The organism is Pseudarthrobacter sp. MDT3-1 (genome assembly GCF_054510755.1).
Genome location: NZ_JBTNDX010000002.1, coordinates 46833 through 68067, shown reverse-complemented (window position 1 = coordinate 68067; position 21235 = coordinate 46833). Strand labels below are relative to the sequence as shown.

Sequence of the window (21235 nt, the reverse complement as noted above, 5' to 3'; positions counted from 1 at the left end):
AGAGCTGCGCCCGGGCTCCGAACGAGCGTGCAGTGCAGCAACATGATGTGTAAGTCCTAACGGTCAGCTTGTCTCTAAGCTAGCCATCACGCGGGACGGTGTCGTGAGGCGACGTGCCGTATGTGGACAAGGGCGGGAGCACCGGATTAGTAGGTCACGATGGGGTCTCGGGTAGGCTGGTGCAGCAGACAATGCGCAACATTGCGCTGCCCGCATTCGAACCAGGAGATTTTGTGACCGCTGACCTCGTCATCGTAGGGTCTGGCTTTTTCGGCCTGACAATCGCAGAACAGGCCGCCACTGAGCTCGGCTTGAAGGTGGTCGTCATCGACCGCCGCCACCACATCGGTGGAAACGCGTACAGCGAAAAGGAAGAGCAGACCGGGATCGAGGTGCACCGTTACGGCGCCCACCTGTTCCACACTTCGAACGAACGCGTGTGGGAGTACGTGAACCGGTTTACCACTTTCACGAACTACGTCCACAAGGTCTACGGCGTTCACAAGGGCGAGGTCTACTCACTGCCCATCAACCTGGCCACCATCAACCAGTTCTTCCGCGCCAACCTGACGCCTGGCCAGGCGCAGGCGCTGATCCAGGAACAGGCCGGCGAGCTCGCTGGGACGGATCCGCAGAACCTGAACGACAAGGGCATCCAGCTCATCGGACGGCCGCTCTATGAGGCGTTCATCAAGCACTACACCGGCAAACAGTGGCAGACCGATCCCAAGGACCTGCCCGCCGGCATCATCTCCCGCCTCCCGGTGCGCTACAACTACGACAACCGGTACTTCAACGACAAGTACGAGGGCCTGCCGACGAACGGCTACACGGCCTGGATCGAAAAGATGGCGGAACACCCGAACATCGAAGTTCGGCTCAACACCGACTTCTTCGACGAGTCGCACGAATATAGCAAGGACAAGGTCGTCGGCAACATCCCCGTGATCTACACCGGTCCGGTGGACCGTTACTTCGACTTCGCAGAGGGCGACCTTTCGTGGCGCACCATCGACTTCGAAAAGGAAGTACTCGACGTCGGAGATTTCCAGGGAACGTCGGTGGTCAACTACAACGACGCCGAGGTGGCGTACACGCGCATTATTGAGCCGCGCCACTTCCACCCCGAGCGCGAGTACCAGACGGAAAAGACCGTCATCATGCGCGAATTCTCCCGTGCCGCAGAAAAGGGCGACGAGCCCTACTACCCGATCAATACGCCCACAGACCGGGAACGCCTGCTGAAGTATCGCGACCTTGCCGCAGCTGAGAAGGACGTTCTCTTTGGCGGACGGCTAGGCACGTACAAATACCTCGATATGCACATGGCCATAGGCTCAGCCTTGACCATGTTCGACAACCAGATTCGGCCTCATTTCGAAGGCGGAGCGAAGCTTGAAAGCGGAGGCGTAGACGCATGAGTGTCTCAACTGAAAGCACGAACGGCACCGAAAGCTCACAGGCGAACGAAGAACGCTGGGATACGCTCCAGCGCGTTATCCTGCCCAGTTCAAGCCAAATGGACACTGTGCCGCTGTACATGGACATGGGCACGGCCACCGGTATCCAGCTGCCCACTGTCGGCGACCGCGACGGAAAGGCCAAGAAGCCGCAAGCCTTCAGCAGCCCGACGAAGGAAGCTCACGTTGAGGACTTTCTATCACGCTTCTCGACGTCCGTCCGGTCCGGGGAGCGCGTCTCTTTCGGTAGCTACTTCAACGCTTTTCCTGCCAGCTATTGGCGCCGGTGGACCCGCGTTGAGAAGGTCCGCCTGCATGTGCGCACGCAAGGGACCGGATCCGTCATTGTCTATAAGTCGAACGCGCGCGGTTCGCTGCAGCGCGTGGACACCCGCAGGGTGGAGGGCTTTTCGGAGAATTTCTTCGAACTGTCCCTAGCACCGTTCGGCGACGGCGGGTGGTACTGGTTCGATCTCGTGGCCGGCTCGGAACCGCTCGTCATGCTGGACGCGGAATGGCAGGGCCCGGTGGCCGAAAGCCAGCCTGGATCGGTGACGCTGCAGATCACGACGCTTAACAAGACGGACTTCTGCCTCAACAACTTGCGGCTTCTCGCTGAGAGCGGCGAGGCGCTGGAACACGTCCACGAAATCCTGATCGTCGACCAGGGATCCCAGAAGGTTGCGGATGCGGAAGGCTTTTCGGAGGTCCGGGATTCCCTGCAGGGGAAACTGCGGATTATCAACCAGTCCAACCTCGGAGGCTCCGGAGGTTTTGCCCGGGGGATGTTCGAAGCTGTAGAGAATGGCAGCGACTACGTACTGCTGATGGATGATGACGTCGTCGTCGAGCCTGAAAGCATCATTAGGCTGCTGACGTTCGCGGACCGCTGCAAGACTCCTACGATTGTCGGCGGACACATGTTCGACCTGTACAACCGGACAGTCCTTCATACGTTCGGCGAAGTCGTGAACCCATACCGGTTCCAACCGTCGCTGCCCAACGAAGAGATGATTCTTGGACACGACTTCATGTCCTCAAACCTCCGCCAGACGTCCTGGCTGCACCGCCGCTGCGATGTGGATTACAACGGCTGGTGGATGTGCCTGATTCCGACGAAGGTGATTCGCGAAATCGGGCTCTCCCTACCGCTATTCATCAAGTGGGACGATTCAGAATACGGACTTCGAGCGAAGGCTCATGGCGTCCCCACGGTCTCTCTGCCCGGTTCAGCCGTCTGGCATGTATCTTGGATCGACAAAGACGATCTGGTTGGTTGGCAGGCTTATTTCCACGCCCGTAACCGGGTGGTTGCAGCGCTGCTGCACAGCCCCTATGAACATGGTGGACGCGTCGTCAGGGAATCCCAGTACATCGATGTCAAGCACCTGGTGTCGATGCAGTACGCCACCGCGCACGGCCGTGGATGGGCCCTTGAGGACATCCTGAAGGGTCCGGAGGCGCTGCGGGACCTGCTCCCGGCCAAGCTGCCCCAGATCCGGGAAATGATGTCAGGGTACTCTGATTCCGTGTTCCGCCCCGACCCGGACGAGTTCCCGGCTCCGAAAATGGACAAGCCTCCGCGCCGGGGACACGGGATCTCCCAACCGTCCAAGATCTCGCTGATTCCTTGGGCAGCCAAGACCGTGATCCGGCAGTTGGCCTCCCCGGTCAGCGGATCAAGCGCCGAGCGGCCGCAGGCCACCGTGGCCCACCAAGACAACCGCTGGTGGCGGATGGCCCAGTTCGACAGCGCCGTGGTGTCCAACGCAGAGGGTACCGGCGCGTCCTGGTACCGTCGCGATCCGAAGCAGCTCCGGAAGATGCTGGCCGAAAGCGCGCGCCTGCACGCCGAACTCCTCAAGGACTGGCCGCAACTCAGCCGGAAATACAAGGCCGCAATGAACGACCTCACGTCGATTGAGTCCTGGAGGAAGACGTTCGAGCAACACACTCAGAACGAGGTCAAGTGAGCGGGATCAGTCCCGGGGAACTAACCACGCCCGGACTTGGCGGTGGCCTACGCGATCTTCGCCAGTCGAGCTTTCTGCTGAAACTGTTGGTGCGGAAGGAACTCAAGGTCCGCTACCGCGGTTCCGTTCTTGGACTCCTGTGGTCCTACGTTAAGCCCGGTGTGCAGTTCATTGTTTTCTATGTGGCACTTGGTGTGTTCCTCGGGCTGGAACGCAGTCCGAGGAACCCCGACGGGCTGTCCAACTACGCCGTTTACCTGTTTTCAGGCATCGTCCTGATCAATTTTTTCTCGGAGGCGTTGGGCAATGCGGCCAGGTCGATAGTCAACAACGGCAACTTGATTAAGAAGATCTATCTTCCGCGCGAGCTATTCCCAGTTGCGTCCGTATGGGTCTCGGCTGTCCACTTCTTCCCTCAGCTGGTGGTGCTGGTGGCAGGCTGCCTTTTTGCTGGGTGGCACCCAGACGTCTTCCAGCTTCTTGCGGCCGTTGCCGGCTTTGCGATTGTTGGCTTGCTTGCAACCGGTCTGGGGTTGCTATTCGGTGCCGCCAACGTCTACTTCCGCGACTCCGAAAACCTCGTGGACATGTTGCTGATGGTAGCGACTTGGGCCTCACCCGTGATGTACGCGTGGACCATGGTTGAGCAGAAACTCGGCACAACTGCGTTCGCCGTCTACCAGGCAAATCCGGTGACGATCGGCGTCGAGCTCTTCCACTATGCCTTCTGGTTCCCGACGACAGATGGATCCGCTGCCATGCCTCCCAATCTGTTCAGCCTCTGGACACCTGTGGGACTGGCAATTGCACTCTTGGTCCTGGTTCTGGGCCAATTCACTTTTCGGCGGCTCGAGGGCCGCTTCGCGCAGGAGCTGTGAGTGGTCAACGCAATCGAAGTCTCTGACATCAGCAAGCAGTTCGTGCTGCGCCATACCCGGTCCATCAAGGAGGCCGTGGTCTGGCTAGCCAAGGGGCGGAAGGGCGACCTGTCGGAGAAATTCCACGCCCTGAAGAACGTCTCGGTGGAAGTGAAGACAGGCGAAACGGTCGCGCTCCTCGGACTGAACGGATCCGGAAAATCCACGCTGCTGAAGCACATTTCAGGCGTGATGCTGCCGGACTCCGGCACGGTGCGGACTCGGGGCCGCGTAGCGGGCCTGATCGAAGTGGGGGCGGGATTCCACCCGGACCTTTCCGGCCGCGACAACGTGTTCCTCAACGGCGCCATCCTGGGCATGACCGAACAGCAGGTCAACGACCGCTTTGACGACATCGTCGAGTTTTCCGAGATCGGCCAGTTTATCGACACCGAGGTGAAGTTCTACTCCTCGGGCATGTACCTGAGGCTGGCGTTCTCGGTTGCCGTGCACACGGATCCTGAAGTGTTCCTGATTGACGAGATTCTCGCCGTCGGGGACGAGCCCTTCCAGCGGAAGTGCATCGACAAGATCCAGGAACTGGCCCGGAACGGGAAGACGCTCGTGGTGGTCAGCCATGACCTTGACCTGGTGTCGCGCATCTGCGCGCGGGGAATCCTGCTGGAGCACGGAAACGTGCTCTTCGACGGGCCGATTCACGACGCCGTGGCAATGCTGCGCTCCTAGCAGCAGGCCAGCCCGCTCGTGCGGGAGAGAACGTCCAGCAACGGAGCGGACAACTATCGCTCTCAACGGAAGGTAGTTGTGTCATCTTTGCCTGCGCCTCGGCGCGACATCCAACGCCTCAGGACAGTGGCCGTGGGGCTGGTCATCGGCTACCACATCTGGCCGCAGGTACTGCCGGGCGGCTTTGTTGGCGTCGACGTCTTCTTTGTCATCTCGGGTTTCCTCATCGTCGGATCGCTCGTCCGCGAAGTCGAGGCCACCGGACGGGTGTCCGTGCGGTCCTTTTACGCAAAGCGGATCAGGCGGCTGCTCCCGGCGGCCAGCCTGGTCCTGCTGGCAACCCTCGCGGCGATGGTGCTCCTACTTCCCGCAAAGCCGATGGCGGTCGATCTCCTTCGACGTGGTCATGGCGGCCCTGCAGGTCCAGAACTGGAACCAGGCGTTCGCCTCCGGCAGCTACGAAGGAGCCACGGCCCTTGTTATCGCCCGTCCAACATTATTGGTCGCTGGCCGTCGAGGAGCAGTTCTACCTGGTGGTGCCGCTGTGCCTGTTGGCTGCGGCCGCCTTGGCCCGAAAGTCCGGCCTGCCCAGGAAAACGGCGTGTCTCTACCTGATCGTTGCGCTGTCAGCGGTGTCATTTGTCCACAGCATCGCTTTCTCGGCAGCGGACCATGACGTCGCCTACTTCGCCACATCTACCCGTGTCTGGGAACTCGGCCTCGGCGGCATCCTCGCACTGACCGCCCCGCGGTTGCAGCTGGGGGAACGGACCGGGCGGCTTCTGGGGTGGGCCGGGCTGGCGGCGGTTTTGTGGTGCGCCTTCACCCTCTCCACCTTCATGGATTTTCCAGGCTATGTGGCGCTGGTCCCCGTCGTGGCAACGGTCCTGGTGCTGGCGGCGGGCACCCCGACCGGAAAAGACGGACGACGCCGGGCGCTTCAGCGCATCGTCGGTGCTCGCTATCGGGCCGTCCAAATACCTCGGGGACATCTCGTATTCCCTTTACCTGTGGCACTGGCCGGTGGTGGTTTTCTACGTTTTCCGCCTGGGCAGGGCGCCAGGAATCCTTCATGGATCGGTGATAGCGCTTATCAGTCTGGCCGCGGCGATTGCGTCCTATTACGTCTTCGAACAAAGGTTCCGCCGGCCGCTCCGGCATCCGCTGGGGAGCCCCGCGGCCGGCCCCAGCGGCCGGTTCCGCCACCGCGGCGCGTTTGTCATGGCGTCGGGACTGGTGGCTGCGACTTTCCTTGCGGCGGCGGCGCCCTGGGAATCGTCGAAGCGAAATCCCAGCAGCTGGACGGTGCCCTCAACATCCGCCAGTATCCGGGCGCGATGGCGCTCGACCGGGACCGGCCGGCTGCAGTTCCCTCTGGGCTGGCGCTGCGGCCCGACCCGGCGGTGGCGATGAAGGACGTGCCGTTGACGGGCGGCAACGAGTGCGGCGCGTTCGATCCTTCGACAATGGGCGATGAGGCATGCCGTTACGGCCGTCCTGATGCGGAGCGGACCATCCTGGTAGTGGGTGACTCGCATGCGGCCCAGCTGGTTGACCCCCTGCTGCTTGTGGGGGAGCAAGCCGACTGGAACGTGCAGGCGATGGTCCGGAACGGTTGTCCTTTTTCAGCCGCGCCGCCCGAGTCCTCGGATACGGTCTTCCACAACTGTCCCAACCAGAACCTCGTATCACTGGAGCGGATACTGCACCGGAAGCCTGATCTCGTAGTGGTGTCCGGAATGACGCCCTCAGGATACCGGCGTGCCCTGCAATGGGGCTGGAAGGATCCGGAGTCGCTCGTGTCCGGGTATGTGGCCATGCTCAAGCCACTTCGGGACGCCGGCATCAGGGTCGCCGTTGTGATGGATATTCCCTATCCTGACTTTGCGGCACCGGACTGCGTCCAGTCCCATGGTCCGGTCGCGGACGCATGCACAGTGAAGCAGCGCGCCGAGGACCGTCCGGAGGATCTGTTGGCTGCAGCGGCATCGAGGGTTCCCGGCGTGGAGGTCATCGACTTCTACCCCTACTTCTGCGCAGACGGGGCCTGCCCGTCCGTCGTTGGCAATGTGCTGGTCTACCGGGACAACCACATGACCAACAGTTTCGCCCGGACCCTTGCCTCGCCGCTGGGGCAACTGCTCCGGCTCTGAGGCATGCGGACGTCCTGTAAAGGATGCCAGCGGAGCTGCCTGGCCGCTGCGCGACAAGTCAGCCGCAGGCGGTTACCTTGAATAGCTTGGCCTCGCCGTGCTGCGCGAGGAGTTCGAAGCCGGGTGTGGCGTCCGGGATCTGCAGCCCGACGAAGCCGTGATTTCCTCCATGGACTTCGCTGGTACCGAAATCGAGCACGTAGCTGACGTTGTCGGCCCGGGCCGCTGCGCACACGGCAGGATCAGTGCTTGCTTCCCGAAGCTTGTCGTTCAGCAGTTCCGTTGCCTTGGTGTACGTCGTTAGCGTGTGCTTGGACGTTGTGTTGCGGTCGGCGATGGCGAAGGCCATTGCCCCCCCGGTCCATGGGTTCACGGCGATGGTTGCGCCTGCAGGGACAAAATTGTCCAGCTCATCGATCAGCGCCAACTCGTCAGAACTAACTAGCGGAGAGCCCGGAGTCGTTGAGTAGTTAGCCTGGGCCGAGCGTACAGGGGTAATCATGGGCGGCGCCTGAGCACCGGCGATGGCGGCGAAGAAGACCACTGGCAAAATGACGGAAGAGATGGACGGCCTCATGAGCAGAGCGGGCAGCCTTCGGCGCTCCGTGGCGGCGCGAAGGCGCATCTGCAGCGCGTGAAGCACCCATGCGGCACCGATTGACGCAAGGGCAACGGCTGTTACCGGCAGCAAAGCCGCGAGGCGGTAGCTGTCGTTGTACCAGACACCTGTCAGGATGTTGCGGACCCAGCCGGCAGGGCCGGCTGATACGACCACGAACAAACCGGCCACTATGAGGAAGGAGCCGGCGAGCCAGATAAAACGGTGTCGCCGAAGGACGTAGACAAGTCCAGTGATGACGAGAATGCTGACTGCCCAGGCCGGAGGGCGGAGCATCGCGGAGTTAGTCAGAACTTCGCCGACGGCCTGCCCAGGAGTTTGCACCGGTAACCAGGTTGCCGCAGCCTCCGGAGGACGTACGAACTTCCAGAGGACAGCAATGATCCCCAGGACGACAATCAGGGCCGCTCCTGCCAGGAGACTGAGCCGAACCGTGTTGCCGTTCCGGCGGCGCGCCACGGAGAAAATTACGAAGGCGGAAACCACGACGGGAATCGACAGCGCGATCAGGGACATCACGCCATTCGGGTGCGCGATTGCTACCGCGATTGCGGCCAGCGGGGCCAGGGAGTAACGCGCCACCGTTCCGAAACCGGACAGCTTGCTGGTTCCGAAAAAGATGTTCACGCAGGCAAGGGACGCCGGAATCATGCTGACGGACAGGAAGTTGGGGTACAGGACGCCGAAGTCGAGCAGGAGGATTGGAAAGGAACCGAAACCTGCCGCCAGAATCCCGGCTGCCCCGACGGCGTAAGGGTTCGGCCCCAAAATCGACCGCACGAGGAACATACACCCCAGCGTCCACACCGCGGCCGCGATGCACAGGTTGAGGACATTGACTGAGACGGTCAACGGTGCGCCGGTGATCTGGATGAGTAGTGACGCTACCCCGTGCCAGGCAGCGGGGTAGAAGTACGGCGGGTTGTCACCGTTGGTCATCCCGGTGAGCGTCATTGAGGAGGCATTGCCGGACTCAAGAACGTACCGCACAGCATTCAAATGGAAAACATTGTCGAATGTTTGCGAGATGCTCTCTGGCCTACCGAAAGCCTGGTGAAGCTGGAGCGCAATGGATCCTGAGCCGATGACGAATCCTGCCGCGGCAATGGCGTGGATCCAAGTCGGCCTAGTGAATGCCAGACGTTGGTGGTTAGCGCGGGGCCCGCGTCGTTCGATCAACTTTCTTAAGCCGAAGATAGCCGCGGCCGCAAGGACAGTGCCGGCAACAACCGGTAAAGGCGACCACGCGATCCCAAGGAATGGAGCCACGATGGCAATCACAGCCACCAAACTGACCGTCAGTGGCGGGGCCACGGCAATGAATGCCGGTTTTCGCAAACCAAGGGCGAAAAGGATCAGCGATCCTGGCAGGAAGAGCAGCGCCAAGCACGCAGCCACGATTGGTACGGTAGAAAACCAGCTCATTTAGACTCCACGAGAACGACAGAATGCGGGCAGGGGGACCGGGAGTTGATTCCGGCCCGGCCGCCCTAGTCCTCTAAGAGCCCTAAGAGATAGCTTCCGTAGCCACTCTTCACGAGCGGCTCGGCGCGTTCGCGCAGCTCGTTGTCAGTGAGGAAGCCATTGCGCCAGGCGATTTCTTCAGGCGCACCGATCTTGAGGCCTTGACGGTTCTCCACCGTGCGGATGAAGTTCGAGGCATCGCTGAGGTCATTGAAGGTCCCAGTGTCCAGCCAAGCAGTGCCTCGCGGCAGGATCTCCACCTGAAGCTTATCCCTCTCCAGGTAGGTCCGGTTCACGTCGGTGATTTCCAGTTCACCACGTGGGGACGGTTTGAGGTTCCGGGCGATTTCGATGACGTCGTTGTCGTAGAAATACAGTCCTGGGACCGCGTAGTGGCTGCGCGGCTTTTCCGGCTTTTCTTCCAGGGAGAGCGCTTTGCCGGCGTCGTCGAACTCGACAACGCCATAGGCTTTCGGATCCTTGACCCAATAGCCGAAGACGGCCCCACCGTCGATGTCGGCATGGCGCCGCAGCTGGGTTCCCATTCCCTGGCCGTAGAAGATGTTGTCGCCCAGAACCAGCGCAACGGTCTCGTTGCCGATATGCTCAGCACCGAGGACGAAAGCCTGGGCTAGGCCATCGGGGGAAGGCTGCTGCACGTAGCTCAGGTTGATACCAAACTGAGAGCCATCGCCCAGCAACCGCTGGAACTGTTCAGCGTCATGCGGGGTGGTGATGATCAGAATGTCCCGGATCCCCGCAAGAATGAGCGTGGAGAGCGGATAGTAGATCATCGGCTTGTCGTAAACAGGGACGAGCTGCTTGCTGATGCCAAGAGTAATCGGGTGTAGCCGGGACCCAGTTCCGCCGGCCAATATAATTCCACGCATGGGTTCAATCATTCACCACAGCTGACCAAGCGCCAAAACGGGAACGCCGGTAAGCCCCTTCTAGGCGGTTCGGCGCGGTCCGGTACTGCCGCGCACGCCGGCGCTCAGACCCTCGGCCGCGCTGGACAGGCGTTCACCCCTGCCCGAGGCGAGAACGGTGACCAGCAGAAGGTGCCTGGCGTCGCCAAGAACTCCACGCAGCACCCAGTATGGCTCTCGAAGGGCGAACTTTCGTCCCAAGAGTATACGGTTCCGGACGATGTAGTAGTAGCGCCAGCTCGCGGCCGTTCGTATCATGACCGGCTTCCCGCGCCACGTAACAGTCCAGGGGCCGATGCTGGCCGGGACCATCGTGCCGAGCGAGTGCGTAAGTGAGGCATCCGGGGCGATGATGCAGTTCAAGCCCTCGGCCTTCGCCCGCAAATAGAAGTCGCTGTCCACACCATCGATGAAAAGTGCTTCGTTGAAGTTTCCGATTGCGTCCAGCGTTTCGGCTGGAATGAGCAGACCGGATTGGACCGGCTCATCGCCTATGACTATGTTCCGCACCAGTTTCCGTGCGCGGCTCGGCAGCCCGCTAACGGTTCCAGGTGCGACCACTCCCACCCTGACACCAGCTGACTGCGCAGCGGCGGCGGCCCGTGTGAGCTCATCAACGAACCCCTGTTCCACAAGCGAGTCTTGATCCATGGTGAGGATGAAATCCAGACGCCGTTGACGCTCCCGGGCGAAGTCCACACCGCTATTGAGTGCCGCCGCGATTCCGGCGTTCTTGGGCAGCCTCAGCACGGTGCAGCCCAGTCCCGCGACAGCATTGAAGACATGCTCGTCCGGTGCGCTGCTGCCGTCGTCCACCACGATAACTTCGGCGCATTGCGCCAACAGGGCGACACAGTTGTCGAGGAGGTTTGGGTGGGGGTTGAAGGTGCTGACTACGGCTACTGTGACTGGTTCGAGCTCCATGTCCGTTATGCCCCCAGACCGTGTCGGGCCATCATCCGGAGGCCCCGGCCGTCCTTGTTCTTCATGAGGGTGGGCAGGAGTGAGAGTGCGTGAGCGCGCGATGTCAGGCGCAGGTGTGCGGCTGTGGCAGCCTTGCGCCAGCCCTTTCTGGTGGCGAGCTGGGCGGCGAGCGCAAAGTATTCCCGCTCGCCGGAGAAGCGGGCGCCGCCCATTATGAGCATCGACGAGGCGCTCTCGGAGTGGCGACGATAAGCGAAGCATTCCGTTGGAACCAGGAGCAGCGACCGGTCCTGCATGATCATGTCCATGATCAGCGCCAGATCCTGAATGACGGAGAACTCGTTTCGGAAGTCCACGGTCCGTATCGATGCCGTCTTGAAGGTCAACGAGGGCCAGTACAGCCAATCTCCGTGGAGCAGGCTGGTGGCCAGCTTTTCGCCGGAAAGCAGGGTGGCTTCGGAAATTCTTGGCCGAAGTAGCTTCTGCTTAACAGCGTCAACCAGCGTGCTGGCCGGTCCGCCGGATGCATCAATGACCCTGACGCCGGGCTGGATAATATCCGCCTCCGGGAAGGAATCATGGGCGGCCAGGATAGTTTCCACGTAGTTGGGCAGGAGGATATCGTCGCAGCCGACCACAGTGACGAGGTCCTGCGACGCCATCCGTACGGCCGTCCGGAAACTTGCCGTAATGCCTTCGTTTTCAGGTTTTTTCACGTAGGTGATGCGGCTGTCGGCGAGGTCGGAAACGTAGTTCTCAATGGTCGGATCGGGGTACGCATCATCAATGACTGTGAGAAACCACCGAGGATCACGTTGGGACAGCACGCTGTCGATGGTGAGCTTCATGTAGTCCGGGTCGCCCCAGTAGGGGACACAGATATCGAGGGATTTTGCCATGCTCAAATATTGCTTTCGGGGTGGTGGGCTCCGCCCTCCTGCGGAGCGGCGGACAGGTTGTTGATGCGTTCGATCTGAATACGCAGGATGGCTACCTCCTCCGCCAAAACACGCGTTTCTTCTTCAACAACGGATATTTCCCAGGAGAGGTGAAGGCAGACGCCGAGCAGCATCAGGATGCTCAGGATGAACAGCAGGTTGGATGGCAGTTGCACGCCCAGGACTTGGGAAACTATTACGAGGAGTTGGGGAAATGCTGCGAGAACCAGCGTCGCGACGCCAACTACAAGCCACCAAATGGCGTATTTTTCGCGGAGTTTCTTGCGGCGAAGCATCTCGGTTACGAGCCCCACGATGGCTAACGCCAAAAGGAAGGCCGCTATGTTGGGCATCATTTTTGTCCTGCCATGGTGGGAAGCGATAGGGTTAGGTGCGACCGCTTGCGGGTCAGCGCAAACGCAAGGGCGAAGAACGAACGTCCCAGGTAGACGGCCGCTTTGATCGGGTGGTGGCTTGGCGTGCCGCCTTGACGGGGACGCATCTCAACTGGCACCTGCGTTACGGTCAGCCCAGAGCGGATGGCCACCACAAGGGAATCGATGGTATCGCCCAGATATTCGGCGGGATAGTGGTCAAGATACTGCGCGATTGCCCGGATGTTTCCGGCCCGGAATCCGGACGTGACGTCCGTCAACGGTGTTTTCGCTAACCGGGTCAGCACGGCAGCTAGAAATTTCATGGCCCATTTCCGCGGACCGGTGACTGTGTAGTCGCCACGGTTGGCGAATCGTGCCCCGATCGAGATGTCGGCTGAAGCCAGGCCGTTGAGTACTTCCCGGATGTTGCGGGGGTCGTGCTGACCATCGGCGTCCACCTGGATCACCTGCGCGTAGCCGAGCCGTTGGGCATACCTGAATCCCGCGCGCATGGCGCCGCCGACGCCGAGGTTGAAAGGCAGGTTAAGGACCGTGGCACCTGCCGCGGCTGCTATGTCGGCCGTATTGTCCGTTGAACCGTCGTTGACTACGAGTACGTCGTAGGGCTCTTTAAGGCTCAGCACTTCGGACACGGTTGCACCTACGCAATCCGCCTCGTTCCACGCCGGCATAATGACCAAGACCCGGTTGTTTTCCAAATTGCGCATATTATCCCAACTATATCAACGCACTGGGGGCGGATGACGCGCTGTCACATTGCAGTCCGCGCACAGCAACTCTATTGGTCCCGCGGCACGTATGGTGGCCGTCGATTCAGATCCCCACCTACAGCCTGCAGTTCTGACGCCTAGCTGCCATCGGCTAGTCTCAGTTTCATGACGAGCGAGCAAGCCCCCCTGCCCAACGACATCCGTGTCAGTGTATGCATGGCAAGTTACCGGGGTGCCTCGTTCATCGCCGAGCAAATCGCTTCGATCCTAAATGAGCTCGGTCCCGACGACGAACTCCTAATAGTCGACGATGCCTCACCCGACAACACACTGGAAATCATCCAAACTTTCACTGACGCAAGGCTGAGGTTGATCCAGAGCCCTCGCAACGTCGGATACGTCCGTGCTTTCGAGACTGCCGTCCTTGCGAGCAAAGGGCAGTTCATTTTCCTGTCCGACCAAGATGACCTGTGGGTTGCGGGACGAGTCAATCGAATGCTTGAAGCCCTGAAATCTGCCCGCATGGTGGCTACCAATTTCGCGATGCTTGGCGGTGGTCCCAGACCATGGATTCCGCCGCTAAAACCAAGCATGGATCCTCGGAACCTAGTCAACCTTTTCGGCATTTTAGTGGGGTACCGTGCCTACTACGGGTGTGGCATGGCGTTCAGGCGCGACTTGCTTTCTGTGGTGACGCCGATACCCGGTTATGTCCGCGAGTCCCATGATTTGTGGTTCGCAATATGCGGAAATTTGGCCGGCTCGATCGTCCACTTGGATGCGCCGTCATTGCTCCGCCGACTCCACGAACAGAACGAGACTCCTGCAGGATTCCGGTCCATGCGCAGGATTGCCGCGGCGAGGATCATGATTGTCCGGCTGATGATGGAAGGATTGCGCAGGGTCCGCAGCAACCGTACGCAGGGTTCGAGACGCTAAGCTGGCTGAATGCAGAAACTCCTTGTCACCGGCGGTGCCGGCTTCATCGGTTCCAATTTTGTCCACTACGTCCTCGAGAACACTGAGGATCACGTCACTGTCCTTGACAAGCTGACGTACGCAGGCAACCTGGAATCTCTGAGCGGGCTCCCGGAGGAGCGTTTCCAGTTCGTGCAGGGTGACATCTGCGACGCCGCCCTGGTGGACACGCTAGTGGCTGACGCCGACGTCGTGGTGCACTACGCCGCCGAATCGCACAACGACAACTCCCTGCATGATCCCCGGCCGTTCCTTGACACGAACATCATCGGCACGTACACGCTCATCGAAGCGGCCCGGAAGCACAACAAGCGCTTCCACCACATCTCCACCGACGAGGTTTACGGGGACCTGGAGCTCGATGACCCCGAACGGTTCACGGAGCAGACCCCGTACAACCCCTCCAGCCCGTATTCCTCCACGAAGGCCGGTTCGGACCTGCTCGTCCGCGCATGGGTGCGTTCCTTCGGGCTGCAGGCCACCATCAGCAACTGTTCGAACAACTATGGCCCGTACCAGCACGTGGAGAAGTTCATCCCGCGTCAGATCACCAACGTGATCGACGGGATCCGTCCCAAGCTGTACGGGAAGGGTGAGAACATCCGGGACTGGATCCACGCCAACGACCACTCCTCGGCCGTGCTGGCAATCATTGCAAACGGCACGATCGGCGAGACTTACCTGATCGGCGCCGACGGTGAGAAGAATAATAAGGACGTTGTGGAGCTGATCCTCAAGCACATGGGCCAGTCCCCGGACGCCTACGACCACGTGGTGGACCGCCCCGGCCACGACCTGCGCTACGCGATCGACTCCGCCAAGCTCCGCGACGAGCTCGGCTGGGAGCCGAAGTTCTCCAACTTCGACGCCGGCATCGAGGACACCATCGCCTGGTACCGCGACAACGAAAGCTGGTGGCGGCCACAGAAGGCCCAGACCGAAGCCAAGTACAAGGAACAGGGCCAGTAGACGATGTCGATCGAGTTCTCTAAGAAGCTGACCGCGCACGAAACCCCGATCCCCGGCGTCGTTCTTTATGACCTTCCGGTCCACGGTGACAACCGCGGCTGGTTCAAGGAAAACTGGCAGCGGGAAAAGATGGTGGCCCTGGGTCTGCCGGACTTCCGCCCCGTTCAGAATAATATTTCGTTCAACGAAAAGGCCGGCACCACCCGCGGGATCCATGCTGAACCGTGGGACAAGTTCATCTCGGTCGCCACAGGCAAGATTTTCGGCGCCTGGGTCGACCTGCGCGAAGGGCCTTCGTTCGGCGCCGTCTTCACCGCTGAACTCGATCCGAGCCAGGCAATCTTCATTCCCCGCGGCGTGGGCAACGCCTTCCAGACGTTGGAAGACAACACCGCCTACACCTACCTCGTCAACGACCACTGGTCGGCCGATGCTCAGGGTCAGTACACGTTCCTGAACCTCGCGGACGAGACGTCCGCAATTTCGTGGCCTGTCCCGCTCGAGGAGGCAGAGCTTTCCGATAAGGACAAGGCCCACCCCCGCCTCGCGGACGTCGTGCCGATGCCGGCGAAGAAGATCCTCGTGGTCGGTGCCGACGGGCAGTTGGGCAAGTCACTGCGGGAACTGTACGACGGCGACGCGACCGTCGAGTTCGCCGGCCGGTCCGGATTCGACCTGGCCAGCGAAGCGTCCTTCGCGGAACGGAACTGGGGGAACTACTCGACGATCATCAACGCTGCCGCTTACACCGCCGTCGACGCTGCGGAAACCGCCGAGGGCCGCACAGCTGCTTGGGCCGTCAACGTTGCCGCGGTGTCTCGGCTGGCCAGGACCGCCGTCGAGCATGACCTCACCCTGGTGCACGTTTCCTCCGACTACGTATTCGACGGCGTTCGCGAGAGCCACGATGAGGCTGAAGCGTTCACTCCGCTGGGTGTTTATGGCCAGACGAAGGCAGCCGGCGACGCCGTCGTAAGCGTCGTTCCCCGCCACTACATCGTTCGGACCAGCTGGGTCATCGGGGAAGGCAACAACTTCGTCCGCACTATGGCATCCCTCGCCGGCCGCGGCATCGAGCCGGCTGTCGTCAATGACCAGATCGGACGGCTCAGCTTCACCGAGGACATCGCGGCAGGCATCCAGCACCTCCTGGACTCCCGCGCGGATTACGGCACCTATAACCTCAGTAACGACGGCGAGCCGCAGTCCTGGGCGGACATCGCCGCGGACGTGTACGAGCTTTCGGGCCGGCCCAGGTCGGCCGTTACCGGTGTGAGCACCGAAGAGTACTTCAAGGGCAAGGTTGCCGCACCGCGACCGTTGAACAGCGCTCTGGACCTGGGCAAGATCAAGAACTCGGGTTTCAAACCGCGGCAGGCCCGGGACGTGCTGGAAGAGTACCTCGGACAGCGGACGGCAGCGGAATAGGGCGGCCCGACCTATGCAGTACGATTCCAGTACGTTCGGCGTGGTCGCCCTGGCGGCGTATCAGCCGGACTGGGAGCTCTTCCGGGCCCAGCTGAGATCCATCCAGAACCAGACGCACGCACATTTCCAGTGCCTCATCTCGGCCGACGGCGGTTTCGCTGACGTCCGCGACTTCGTGGCCAGGGAACTTGGAAGCGACGAACGGTTCCGAGTGATCGGGTTCGAGGACAGATTGGGGTTCTACGGCAACTTCGAACGCGTCCTCGAGCACGTCCCCGCAGACGCGAAGTGGGTGGCATTGTCGGACCAGGATGACTCCTGGTACCCGTCGAAGCTCGAAACGCTTGTGCCGCACCTGGTTGATGTCAGCCTCGTGGCGGCGCAGGCGCGAGTCGTCAGGCTTCCGGGCAAGCAGGTGGTGACGGCATCGACGCAGCGGAAGAACGTTTCGCTGGATGCGTTGCTGGCCCAGAACCAGGTGACCGGGAGCCTGTGCGTTTTCAGGCGCGAACTGCTGGACCTTGCACTGCCGTTCCCGCGTCTGAACACCATCTCGCAGGTACATGACCACTGGCTGGCTGTCTGCGCGAAAGCCACCGGCGGTGCGCTCGTGGTCGACGATATTGTCCAGGATTACGTGCAGCACGGCGGCAACGTCCTCGGTGAGGTCGGTGGCAGGAAGAGCCTCGCTAAGTCCTTTGAGCACGTGACCGCGCTGTCCCGGAAATTCCAGGGCAGCAGCAGTCCGCTTGCCTTGCTCAGGACTGCCAACGACCTGAGCTTCGGCTGGCGCAGGGTCATGGCTGACGCCCTGCGGGAACGGGTTGTTCCGGGTGCTCCGGGCCTGGACGCCGGGGTGGCTGCCTTCGAAACGGGACACGGCTGGGTGCCGACCTCGCGCGCTCTGGTCGCGGGTCTGCGCAGCGGCGACATTGCTTTGCCGTGTTTCGTGGAATTTGTTGCCGGTGCTCCGGTTGAACTATTCGCCAAGGGGCGTCGGAAGTAGCTGCCCTTTAGTGCGCTTCCGCCGAGGGGATGGGCGGCTGAACGACGTGCCTGAGGCTGTCACGTACCACCATGATCTGGTATCCGGCAACGACCAACTCAGCCAGAGCTACGGCCCAGGCAACGCCGGGAGCGCCGAAGGCGATGCCGAGCGCAAACATCAGAGGAACATTGACGGCGGCACCGATCGCAGTCGACTTTGCCAGGGCGGCACCCCTGCCCAGCGGGATGAGGCAGGCCAGGCCCACTACCTGGGCAACGATTACGCCGGCGAGAATCAGCCCGAACGGAATGCTGAGGCTGTAGTCGATGATGATGACGCCACCGGAGAAGAGCGGGCTCGCCCACGGCGTCAGGAGGGCCAGAAGGAGTCCGGCAAGCAACCCGACGATGGGGGCAAGACCTGCCACAGTACGGATCCGGTGGGAACTCCTGGCCGGGCCTGCTTCCGGAATCCATCCCTGAATCACTTGGAGCACAGGGCCAAATCCAGCCACGGCGAAACGGAAGAGTTTATCTGCCAAAGCGTATTGGGGGAGGGCTGCTGCGACCACCTGGTTAACGGCAAGCATAGGCAGGTTGCTGTTGAGACTCCCCGTTCCCGCTGCGATGACACCGTATTTTTGGTCCCGCAGGCGTCCAATGGCGTGGATGAGGTGAAGATCAGCCTTCGGGGGGTGCCCCGTCCCGGAAAGTGCGCCGACTGCGCCTAGGACGACAGCCGCCAGGTTGAAGGCCAGTAGCGAGAGTACAAAAACGATGGGTTCGGGGAAGAACTGGATCAGCACAACGCCTGCCACAGTGCCTAAGCCCTGGGGAAGCACGTCAAAAAGAAACAGTTTCCATGGCTTGGCTTGGCCGATGAAGAACCACGAGGCACCGACAAAGGGCAGGATGTAGGCCACGGAAGCCAACGCGGCCACGGGTGCATCGATCTTACTTATGAGCATCATCACGACATACATCACTGGCGTGGCAAACAGGAAGAGGTAGACCCGGCTGACCAGCGAATCCATGAACATCTGTGGACGTTTCTCGTCCGGAAACGATGCCACCATTGCGGCGCCGACGGTTCCCCACCCAAAAGCGACAATGATTCCGAAGATAGCCGCCGTCGCCTGTGACAGCGCCAGTTCACCCCACGTGTTCTTACCTAAGGTAGCTATGACAAAAGGGATTGCCAACAGATTGATGGCCGTTGAGAAAACAAGCGAAGTGGCAAACCCACCGAACCGACGAAGCAAAGCAGGAGCGGCTCTTGAAGCCAACTGTAGGTCTCCGATCCTCAAAAGATACATGCAGCCCGGGGGAGTCCCTAGCATGCCGACCTGAATCCTACCCCGCATGGCTCAGCGAATCATGTCAGGCCGGTTCTCAGGGGTCGGGACCGAAGCCACTACGTCTTCATTACGGCGAATTAGTAACTAAGTGTGCGGCATCCTAGCTGGGAGTTATTGGAGCTGAACAGCGAGACTGCAACGCCATAAGCGCAAACGCTATATTGTCCGCGGGCCGTGATTGGTACTGTTGTCGCAAAACCGTGATCGCCAACTGTCTGCAACGCGGTATTTACATCCTGACGTTTCAAATTGGCCGTGAAAGGAAATCCTTTTGTGGTGCCGTCCGGGTACTTGATGTAGATGTGAACTGGGTTGGAGATCCCAGGCAGCACGGGGTCCAGCGTCCAGCCCTGAGTCAGGAGTGTTGCTTGGCCATTGGTGGACTGAATTCTCGCGCCGTCGAGATATCCCATTGTGGGAGGCGTTAAGCCGACAGAGATGTCTTTGCATCCAAGCGCTTTCGGGCCGGCAGATAGGGGCGCGACGTTGATTGCCTGAACGCACACCGTATACTTGCCGGTCGAAGTGATGGAAAGTGTCGCCTGGAAGCCGTGGTCGCCCACAGTGCTCAAAGCAGCGTTAACATCGGGTCTCTTCAGGTTGGCAGTGACGACTGTAGGTGAAGGACTGGCAACGGCGGATCCGTCTTTGGCCGTGATGTAGACGCTCGCTGGAATACTGGTCGCGGGCTGAGCGGGGTCCAGGGCCCAGCCGCTCACCTGGATGCGTGCGGAGTTGACTGCCTGTACGAGAGATATTGCATCGAAGCTGCCCATAGGGACTGGACTGGCCTCAACGTTTATGGATTTGCATCCGAGAGGAACATTGGAGTTGTTGCCGATCGCATACGTGCAGGCACGGTAGGCTCCGGGCGAGGTGAGAGGCACGTGATAGTCAAAACCGTGGTTGGTGCCCAGTCCTGTGATGGAATGGACATCCGGCCGTGACGTATTCGCGGTCATTCTGTAGCCGGTTGTGATGCCGGCAGGGTTCGTGACGTACGTATCCGCGTACGAGGAAGCAGATGGATTTGCCAGATCAACTGCCCAGCCTCGCAACTGCAGGGACGCTTTGCCTTCTGCTCGGACTACTCCGATACTGTCGAAGGAGCCTATAGGTGCTTCGACTCCAGCCGCGGTGACGCTTTTGCAACCAAGCGCCGTATTGCCAAAGATGCCGATGGAAAAGGCGCAAACCTTGTACGTCCCGGATCTTGTGATCGGTACGGTGCCGTCGAAACCATGTGAGGGACCATAACCGAGCGCTCGATCAACGTCCGGCCTGGAAGCGTCGGCCGTCCATGGATAGCCGGTCGTGCTTCCGCCAGGTGCTGTTACATAGACGTGTGTCTGGTTGGAACCGGGAATGTTGGCAAGATCTACCGACCACCCCCGCACTCGGAGGGATACCTCACTCCCAGTGCGGCTGATAGCGAGCTCATCAAAATTCCCGGTAGGGAGTGCTGCACCTGCGAAGCGCTGGAGCGATGTGTAGTCCCCGTTCCAGACGTTCGAGTCACCTGCGAACGGCCCCGTGCTGCTGTACTGCCAGATGCTGTAAGTGCTCCAGCTCGCAGTGGGAACTGCGCCAGCGTTGTTCGTCGGGGAGCTAGGGTAGGCGGCCACCCACAGGGGATAGTCACCGAACCCTGCGGGATTACCGAGGCACTGATTCCACCAGCTGGTGTTGGTATAGATAACGGGAAGGCGCCCGGTCAATGATTGCATTGTGTTGCCGAAGTCGCGGACCCATGAACCCAACTGAGCTGGCGACATGCCGTAACACGTGTTGCCGAAATAGAAACCGTTGATTGTCCGGCCCTCATAGGGGTTGAACTCAAAGTCCAGCACTGGGGGCAATGTGTATCCGTCGGCGGTCCAGCCTCCACCGTTCTGCACGAAGTAACGGGCCTGGTCGGCGCCTGAGGACCAGTTGGGGATAGCGAAGTGGTATGCCCCGCGGATCATGCCGACATTCCGCGAGCCCTGGTATTGCGAAGCGTAGGTGGGGCTCGTGTAGTAATTTCCTTCGCTCGCTTTCACGTAGGCGAACCTCGCACCCATGTTCCACTGCTGCTGCCAGTCCACACTGGGCTGGTGGCTGCTGACGTCGAGTCCTTGGACGCCAAACGTCGGCATCCACGTGCCTTCGGTTCCGAGGGCCTCGGTGCTGAGCTTCTTGAAGCTGGTGCTCGAGGATGACGCTGCCACTCGGGCGGAACGCTGTCCCATCTCTGCGCCGCCGGGACCCGCGGCCTCAGCCATTGCGGCTTTCGCAGCGGCGGACTCAGCGTTCGGTGCGGCGCTTGCCTCTGAACTCTGAGCAACCGTCGGCGCCGTCGAA

Annotated in this window: 18 protein-coding genes and 1 pseudogene; 11 read left to right on the top strand and 8 right to left on the bottom strand. The window is 60.8% G+C overall.

What is annotated here, in order from left to right; genetic code table 11:
• The first annotated feature begins 233 nt into the window (after window positions 1-233).
• The 6 genes and pseudogenes from glf to ACX80X_RS01670 all read left to right on the top strand — a co-directional run bounded on the left by glf (window position 234) and on the right by ACX80X_RS01670 (window position 7190).
• Window positions 234-1421 carry a UDP-galactopyranose mutase gene (gene glf / locus ACX80X_RS01695; RefSeq protein WP_104062236.1) on the top strand — a complete coding sequence of 396 codons (1188 nt, stop codon included), beginning with the start codon at window positions 234-236 and terminating at the stop codon, window positions 1419-1421.
• Window positions 1418-3433, top strand: a complete 2016-nt coding sequence (locus tag ACX80X_RS01690) for a glycosyltransferase (RefSeq protein ID WP_459311027.1) — start codon at window positions 1418-1420, stop codon at window positions 3431-3433. Before glf ends, ACX80X_RS01690 begins: the two co-directional genes overlap by 4 nt.
• A complete protein-coding gene (locus ACX80X_RS01685) occupies window positions 3430-4311 on the top strand; it encodes an ABC transporter permease (protein WP_459309410.1) in 882 nt (293 codons plus the stop codon). The genes ACX80X_RS01690 and ACX80X_RS01685 overlap by 4 nt, the downstream gene beginning before the upstream one ends.
• On the top strand, window positions 4312-5037 hold the full coding sequence (locus ACX80X_RS01680) for an ABC transporter ATP-binding protein (protein ID WP_252598219.1): 726 nt from the start codon (window positions 4312-4314) through the stop codon (window positions 5035-5037).
• An 18-nt stretch (window positions 5038-5055) separates the two neighbouring features.
• Window positions 5056-5337: pseudogene (locus ACX80X_RS01675) on the top strand (acyltransferase family protein); the annotation flags it as partial.
• Window positions 5338-5513: 176 nt separating this feature from the next.
• Entirely contained in the window at window positions 5514-7190 is a 1677-nt protein-coding gene (locus ACX80X_RS01670) for an acyltransferase family protein (RefSeq protein WP_459311025.1), read from the top strand.
• 58 nt (window positions 7191-7248) lie between these two features.
• Here the strand turns inward: ACX80X_RS01670 and ACX80X_RS01665 are convergent, their stop codons facing one another.
• Window positions 7249-9147 carry a DUF6541 family protein gene (locus ACX80X_RS01665; protein WP_308216181.1) on the bottom strand — a complete coding sequence of 633 codons (1899 nt, stop codon included), beginning with the start codon at window positions 9145-9147 and terminating at the stop codon, window positions 7249-7251.
• On the opposite strand from ACX80X_RS01665, the gene ACX80X_RS01660 reads away from it, so the two are divergent.
• On the top strand, window positions 9080-9238 hold the full coding sequence (locus ACX80X_RS01660; RefSeq protein ID WP_252600141.1) for a hypothetical protein: 159 nt from the start codon (window positions 9080-9082) through the stop codon (window positions 9236-9238). The two genes, ACX80X_RS01665 and ACX80X_RS01660, sit on opposite strands and share 68 nt — an antisense overlap.
• Before the next feature lie 61 nt (window positions 9239-9299).
• Here the strand turns inward: ACX80X_RS01660 and rfbA are convergent, their stop codons facing one another.
• From rfbA to ACX80X_RS01635, 5 genes are read right to left on the bottom strand one after another with little or no spacing between them, the layout of a single operon-like run.
• Window positions 9300-10163 (bottom strand): glucose-1-phosphate thymidylyltransferase RfbA, encoded by an 864-nt coding sequence (gene rfbA, locus ACX80X_RS01655; protein WP_252600152.1) that lies wholly within the window; start codon window positions 10161-10163, stop codon window positions 9300-9302.
• Between the two features lie 60 nt (window positions 10164-10223).
• A complete protein-coding gene (locus ACX80X_RS01650) occupies window positions 10224-11126 on the bottom strand; it encodes a glycosyltransferase (RefSeq protein WP_252600140.1) in 903 nt (300 codons plus the stop codon).
• A 5-nt stretch (window positions 11127-11131) separates the two neighbouring features.
• Window positions 11132-12025, bottom strand: coding sequence for a glycosyltransferase (locus ACX80X_RS01645; RefSeq protein WP_252600139.1), 894 nt, complete (start codon window positions 12023-12025; stop codon window positions 11132-11134).
• Between the two features lie 2 nt (window positions 12026-12027).
• Window positions 12028-12417 carry a DUF2304 family protein gene (locus ACX80X_RS01640; protein WP_459311129.1) on the bottom strand — a complete coding sequence of 130 codons (390 nt, stop codon included), beginning with the start codon at window positions 12415-12417 and terminating at the stop codon, window positions 12028-12030.
• Window positions 12417-13169 (bottom strand): glycosyltransferase family 2 protein, encoded by a 753-nt coding sequence (locus ACX80X_RS01635; protein ID WP_252600138.1) that lies wholly within the window; start codon window positions 13167-13169, stop codon window positions 12417-12419. The genes ACX80X_RS01640 and ACX80X_RS01635 overlap by 1 nt, the downstream gene beginning before the upstream one ends.
• Window positions 13170-13337: 168 nt before the next feature.
• On the opposite strand from ACX80X_RS01635, the gene ACX80X_RS01630 reads away from it, so the two are divergent.
• The 4 genes from ACX80X_RS01630 to ACX80X_RS01615 are packed head-to-tail and all read left to right on the top strand — an operon-like array spanning window position 13338 to window position 17553.
• The gene (locus ACX80X_RS01630) at window positions 13338-14111 is read left to right on the top strand and encodes a glycosyltransferase (protein ID WP_252600137.1); all 774 of its coding nucleotides are present in this window, start codon (window positions 13338-13340) and stop codon (window positions 14109-14111) included.
• Window positions 14112-14120: 9 nt separating this feature from the next.
• Window positions 14121-15119: a dTDP-glucose 4,6-dehydratase gene (gene rfbB / locus ACX80X_RS01625; RefSeq protein WP_252600136.1), complete on the top strand. Its 999-nt coding sequence runs from the start codon at window positions 14121-14123 to the stop codon at window positions 15117-15119.
• Between the two features lie 3 nt (window positions 15120-15122).
• On the top strand, window positions 15123-16547 hold the full coding sequence (locus tag ACX80X_RS01620; RefSeq protein ID WP_252600135.1) for a sugar nucleotide-binding protein: 1425 nt from the start codon (window positions 15123-15125) through the stop codon (window positions 16545-16547).
• Window positions 16548-16560: 13 nt separating this feature from the next.
• On the top strand, window positions 16561-17553 hold the full coding sequence (locus ACX80X_RS01615; RefSeq protein WP_252600134.1) for a glycosyltransferase: 993 nt from the start codon (window positions 16561-16563) through the stop codon (window positions 17551-17553).
• A gap of 7 nt (window positions 17554-17560) precedes the next feature.
• On the opposite strand, the gene ACX80X_RS01610 is transcribed toward ACX80X_RS01615, so the two are convergent.
• Both ACX80X_RS01610 and ACX80X_RS01605 read right to left on the bottom strand, forming a co-directional pair.
• Window positions 17561-18736: a lipopolysaccharide biosynthesis protein gene (locus tag ACX80X_RS01610; protein ID WP_459311021.1), complete on the bottom strand. Its 1176-nt coding sequence runs from the start codon at window positions 18734-18736 to the stop codon at window positions 17561-17563.
• Between the two features lie 233 nt (window positions 18737-18969).
• Window positions 18970-21030, bottom strand: coding sequence for a lysozyme (locus ACX80X_RS01605; protein WP_252600150.1), 2061 nt, complete (start codon window positions 21028-21030; stop codon window positions 18970-18972).
• Window positions 21031-21235 lie beyond the last annotated feature (205 nt).

Excerpts from the sequence above, each read along its gene's own strand:
- ACX80X_RS01630 (WP_252600137.1), top strand. The coding sequence starts at position 13,338 with ATGACGAGCGAGCAAGCCCCCCTGCCCAACGACATCCGTGTCAGTGTA.
- ACX80X_RS01645 (WP_252600139.1), bottom strand. The coding sequence starts at position 12,025 with ATGGCAAAATCCCTCGATATCTGTGTCCCCTACTGGGGCGACCCGGAC.
- ACX80X_RS01650 (WP_252600140.1), bottom strand. The coding sequence starts at position 11,126 with ATGGAGCTCGAACCAGTCACAGTAGCCGTAGTCAGCACCTTCAACCCC.
- ACX80X_RS01660 (WP_252600141.1), top strand. The coding sequence starts at position 9,080 with ATGGCAATCACAGCCACCAAACTGACCGTCAGTGGCGGGGCCACGGCA.
- rfbB (WP_252600136.1), top strand. The coding sequence starts at position 14,121 with ATGCAGAAACTCCTTGTCACCGGCGGTGCCGGCTTCATCGGTTCCAAT.
- ACX80X_RS01690 (WP_459311027.1), top strand. The coding sequence starts at position 1,418 with ATGAGTGTCTCAACTGAAAGCACGAACGGCACCGAAAGCTCACAGGCG.
- ACX80X_RS01640 (WP_459311129.1), bottom strand. The coding sequence starts at position 12,417 with ATGCCCAACATAGCGGCCTTCCTTTTGGCGTTAGCCATCGTGGGGCTC.
- ACX80X_RS01615 (WP_252600134.1), top strand. The coding sequence starts at position 16,561 with ATGCAGTACGATTCCAGTACGTTCGGCGTGGTCGCCCTGGCGGCGTAT.
- rfbA (WP_252600152.1), bottom strand. The coding sequence starts at position 10,163 with ATGCGTGGAATTATATTGGCCGGCGGAACTGGGTCCCGGCTACACCCG.
- ACX80X_RS01605 (WP_252600150.1), bottom strand. The coding sequence starts at position 21,030 with ATGCCGACGTTTGGCGTCCAAGGACTCGACGTCAGCAGCCACCAGCCC.
- ACX80X_RS01635 (WP_252600138.1), bottom strand. The coding sequence starts at position 13,169 with ATGCGCAATTTGGAAAACAACCGGGTCTTGGTCATTATGCCGGCGTGG.
- ACX80X_RS01620 (WP_252600135.1), top strand. The coding sequence starts at position 15,123 with ATGTCGATCGAGTTCTCTAAGAAGCTGACCGCGCACGAAACCCCGATC.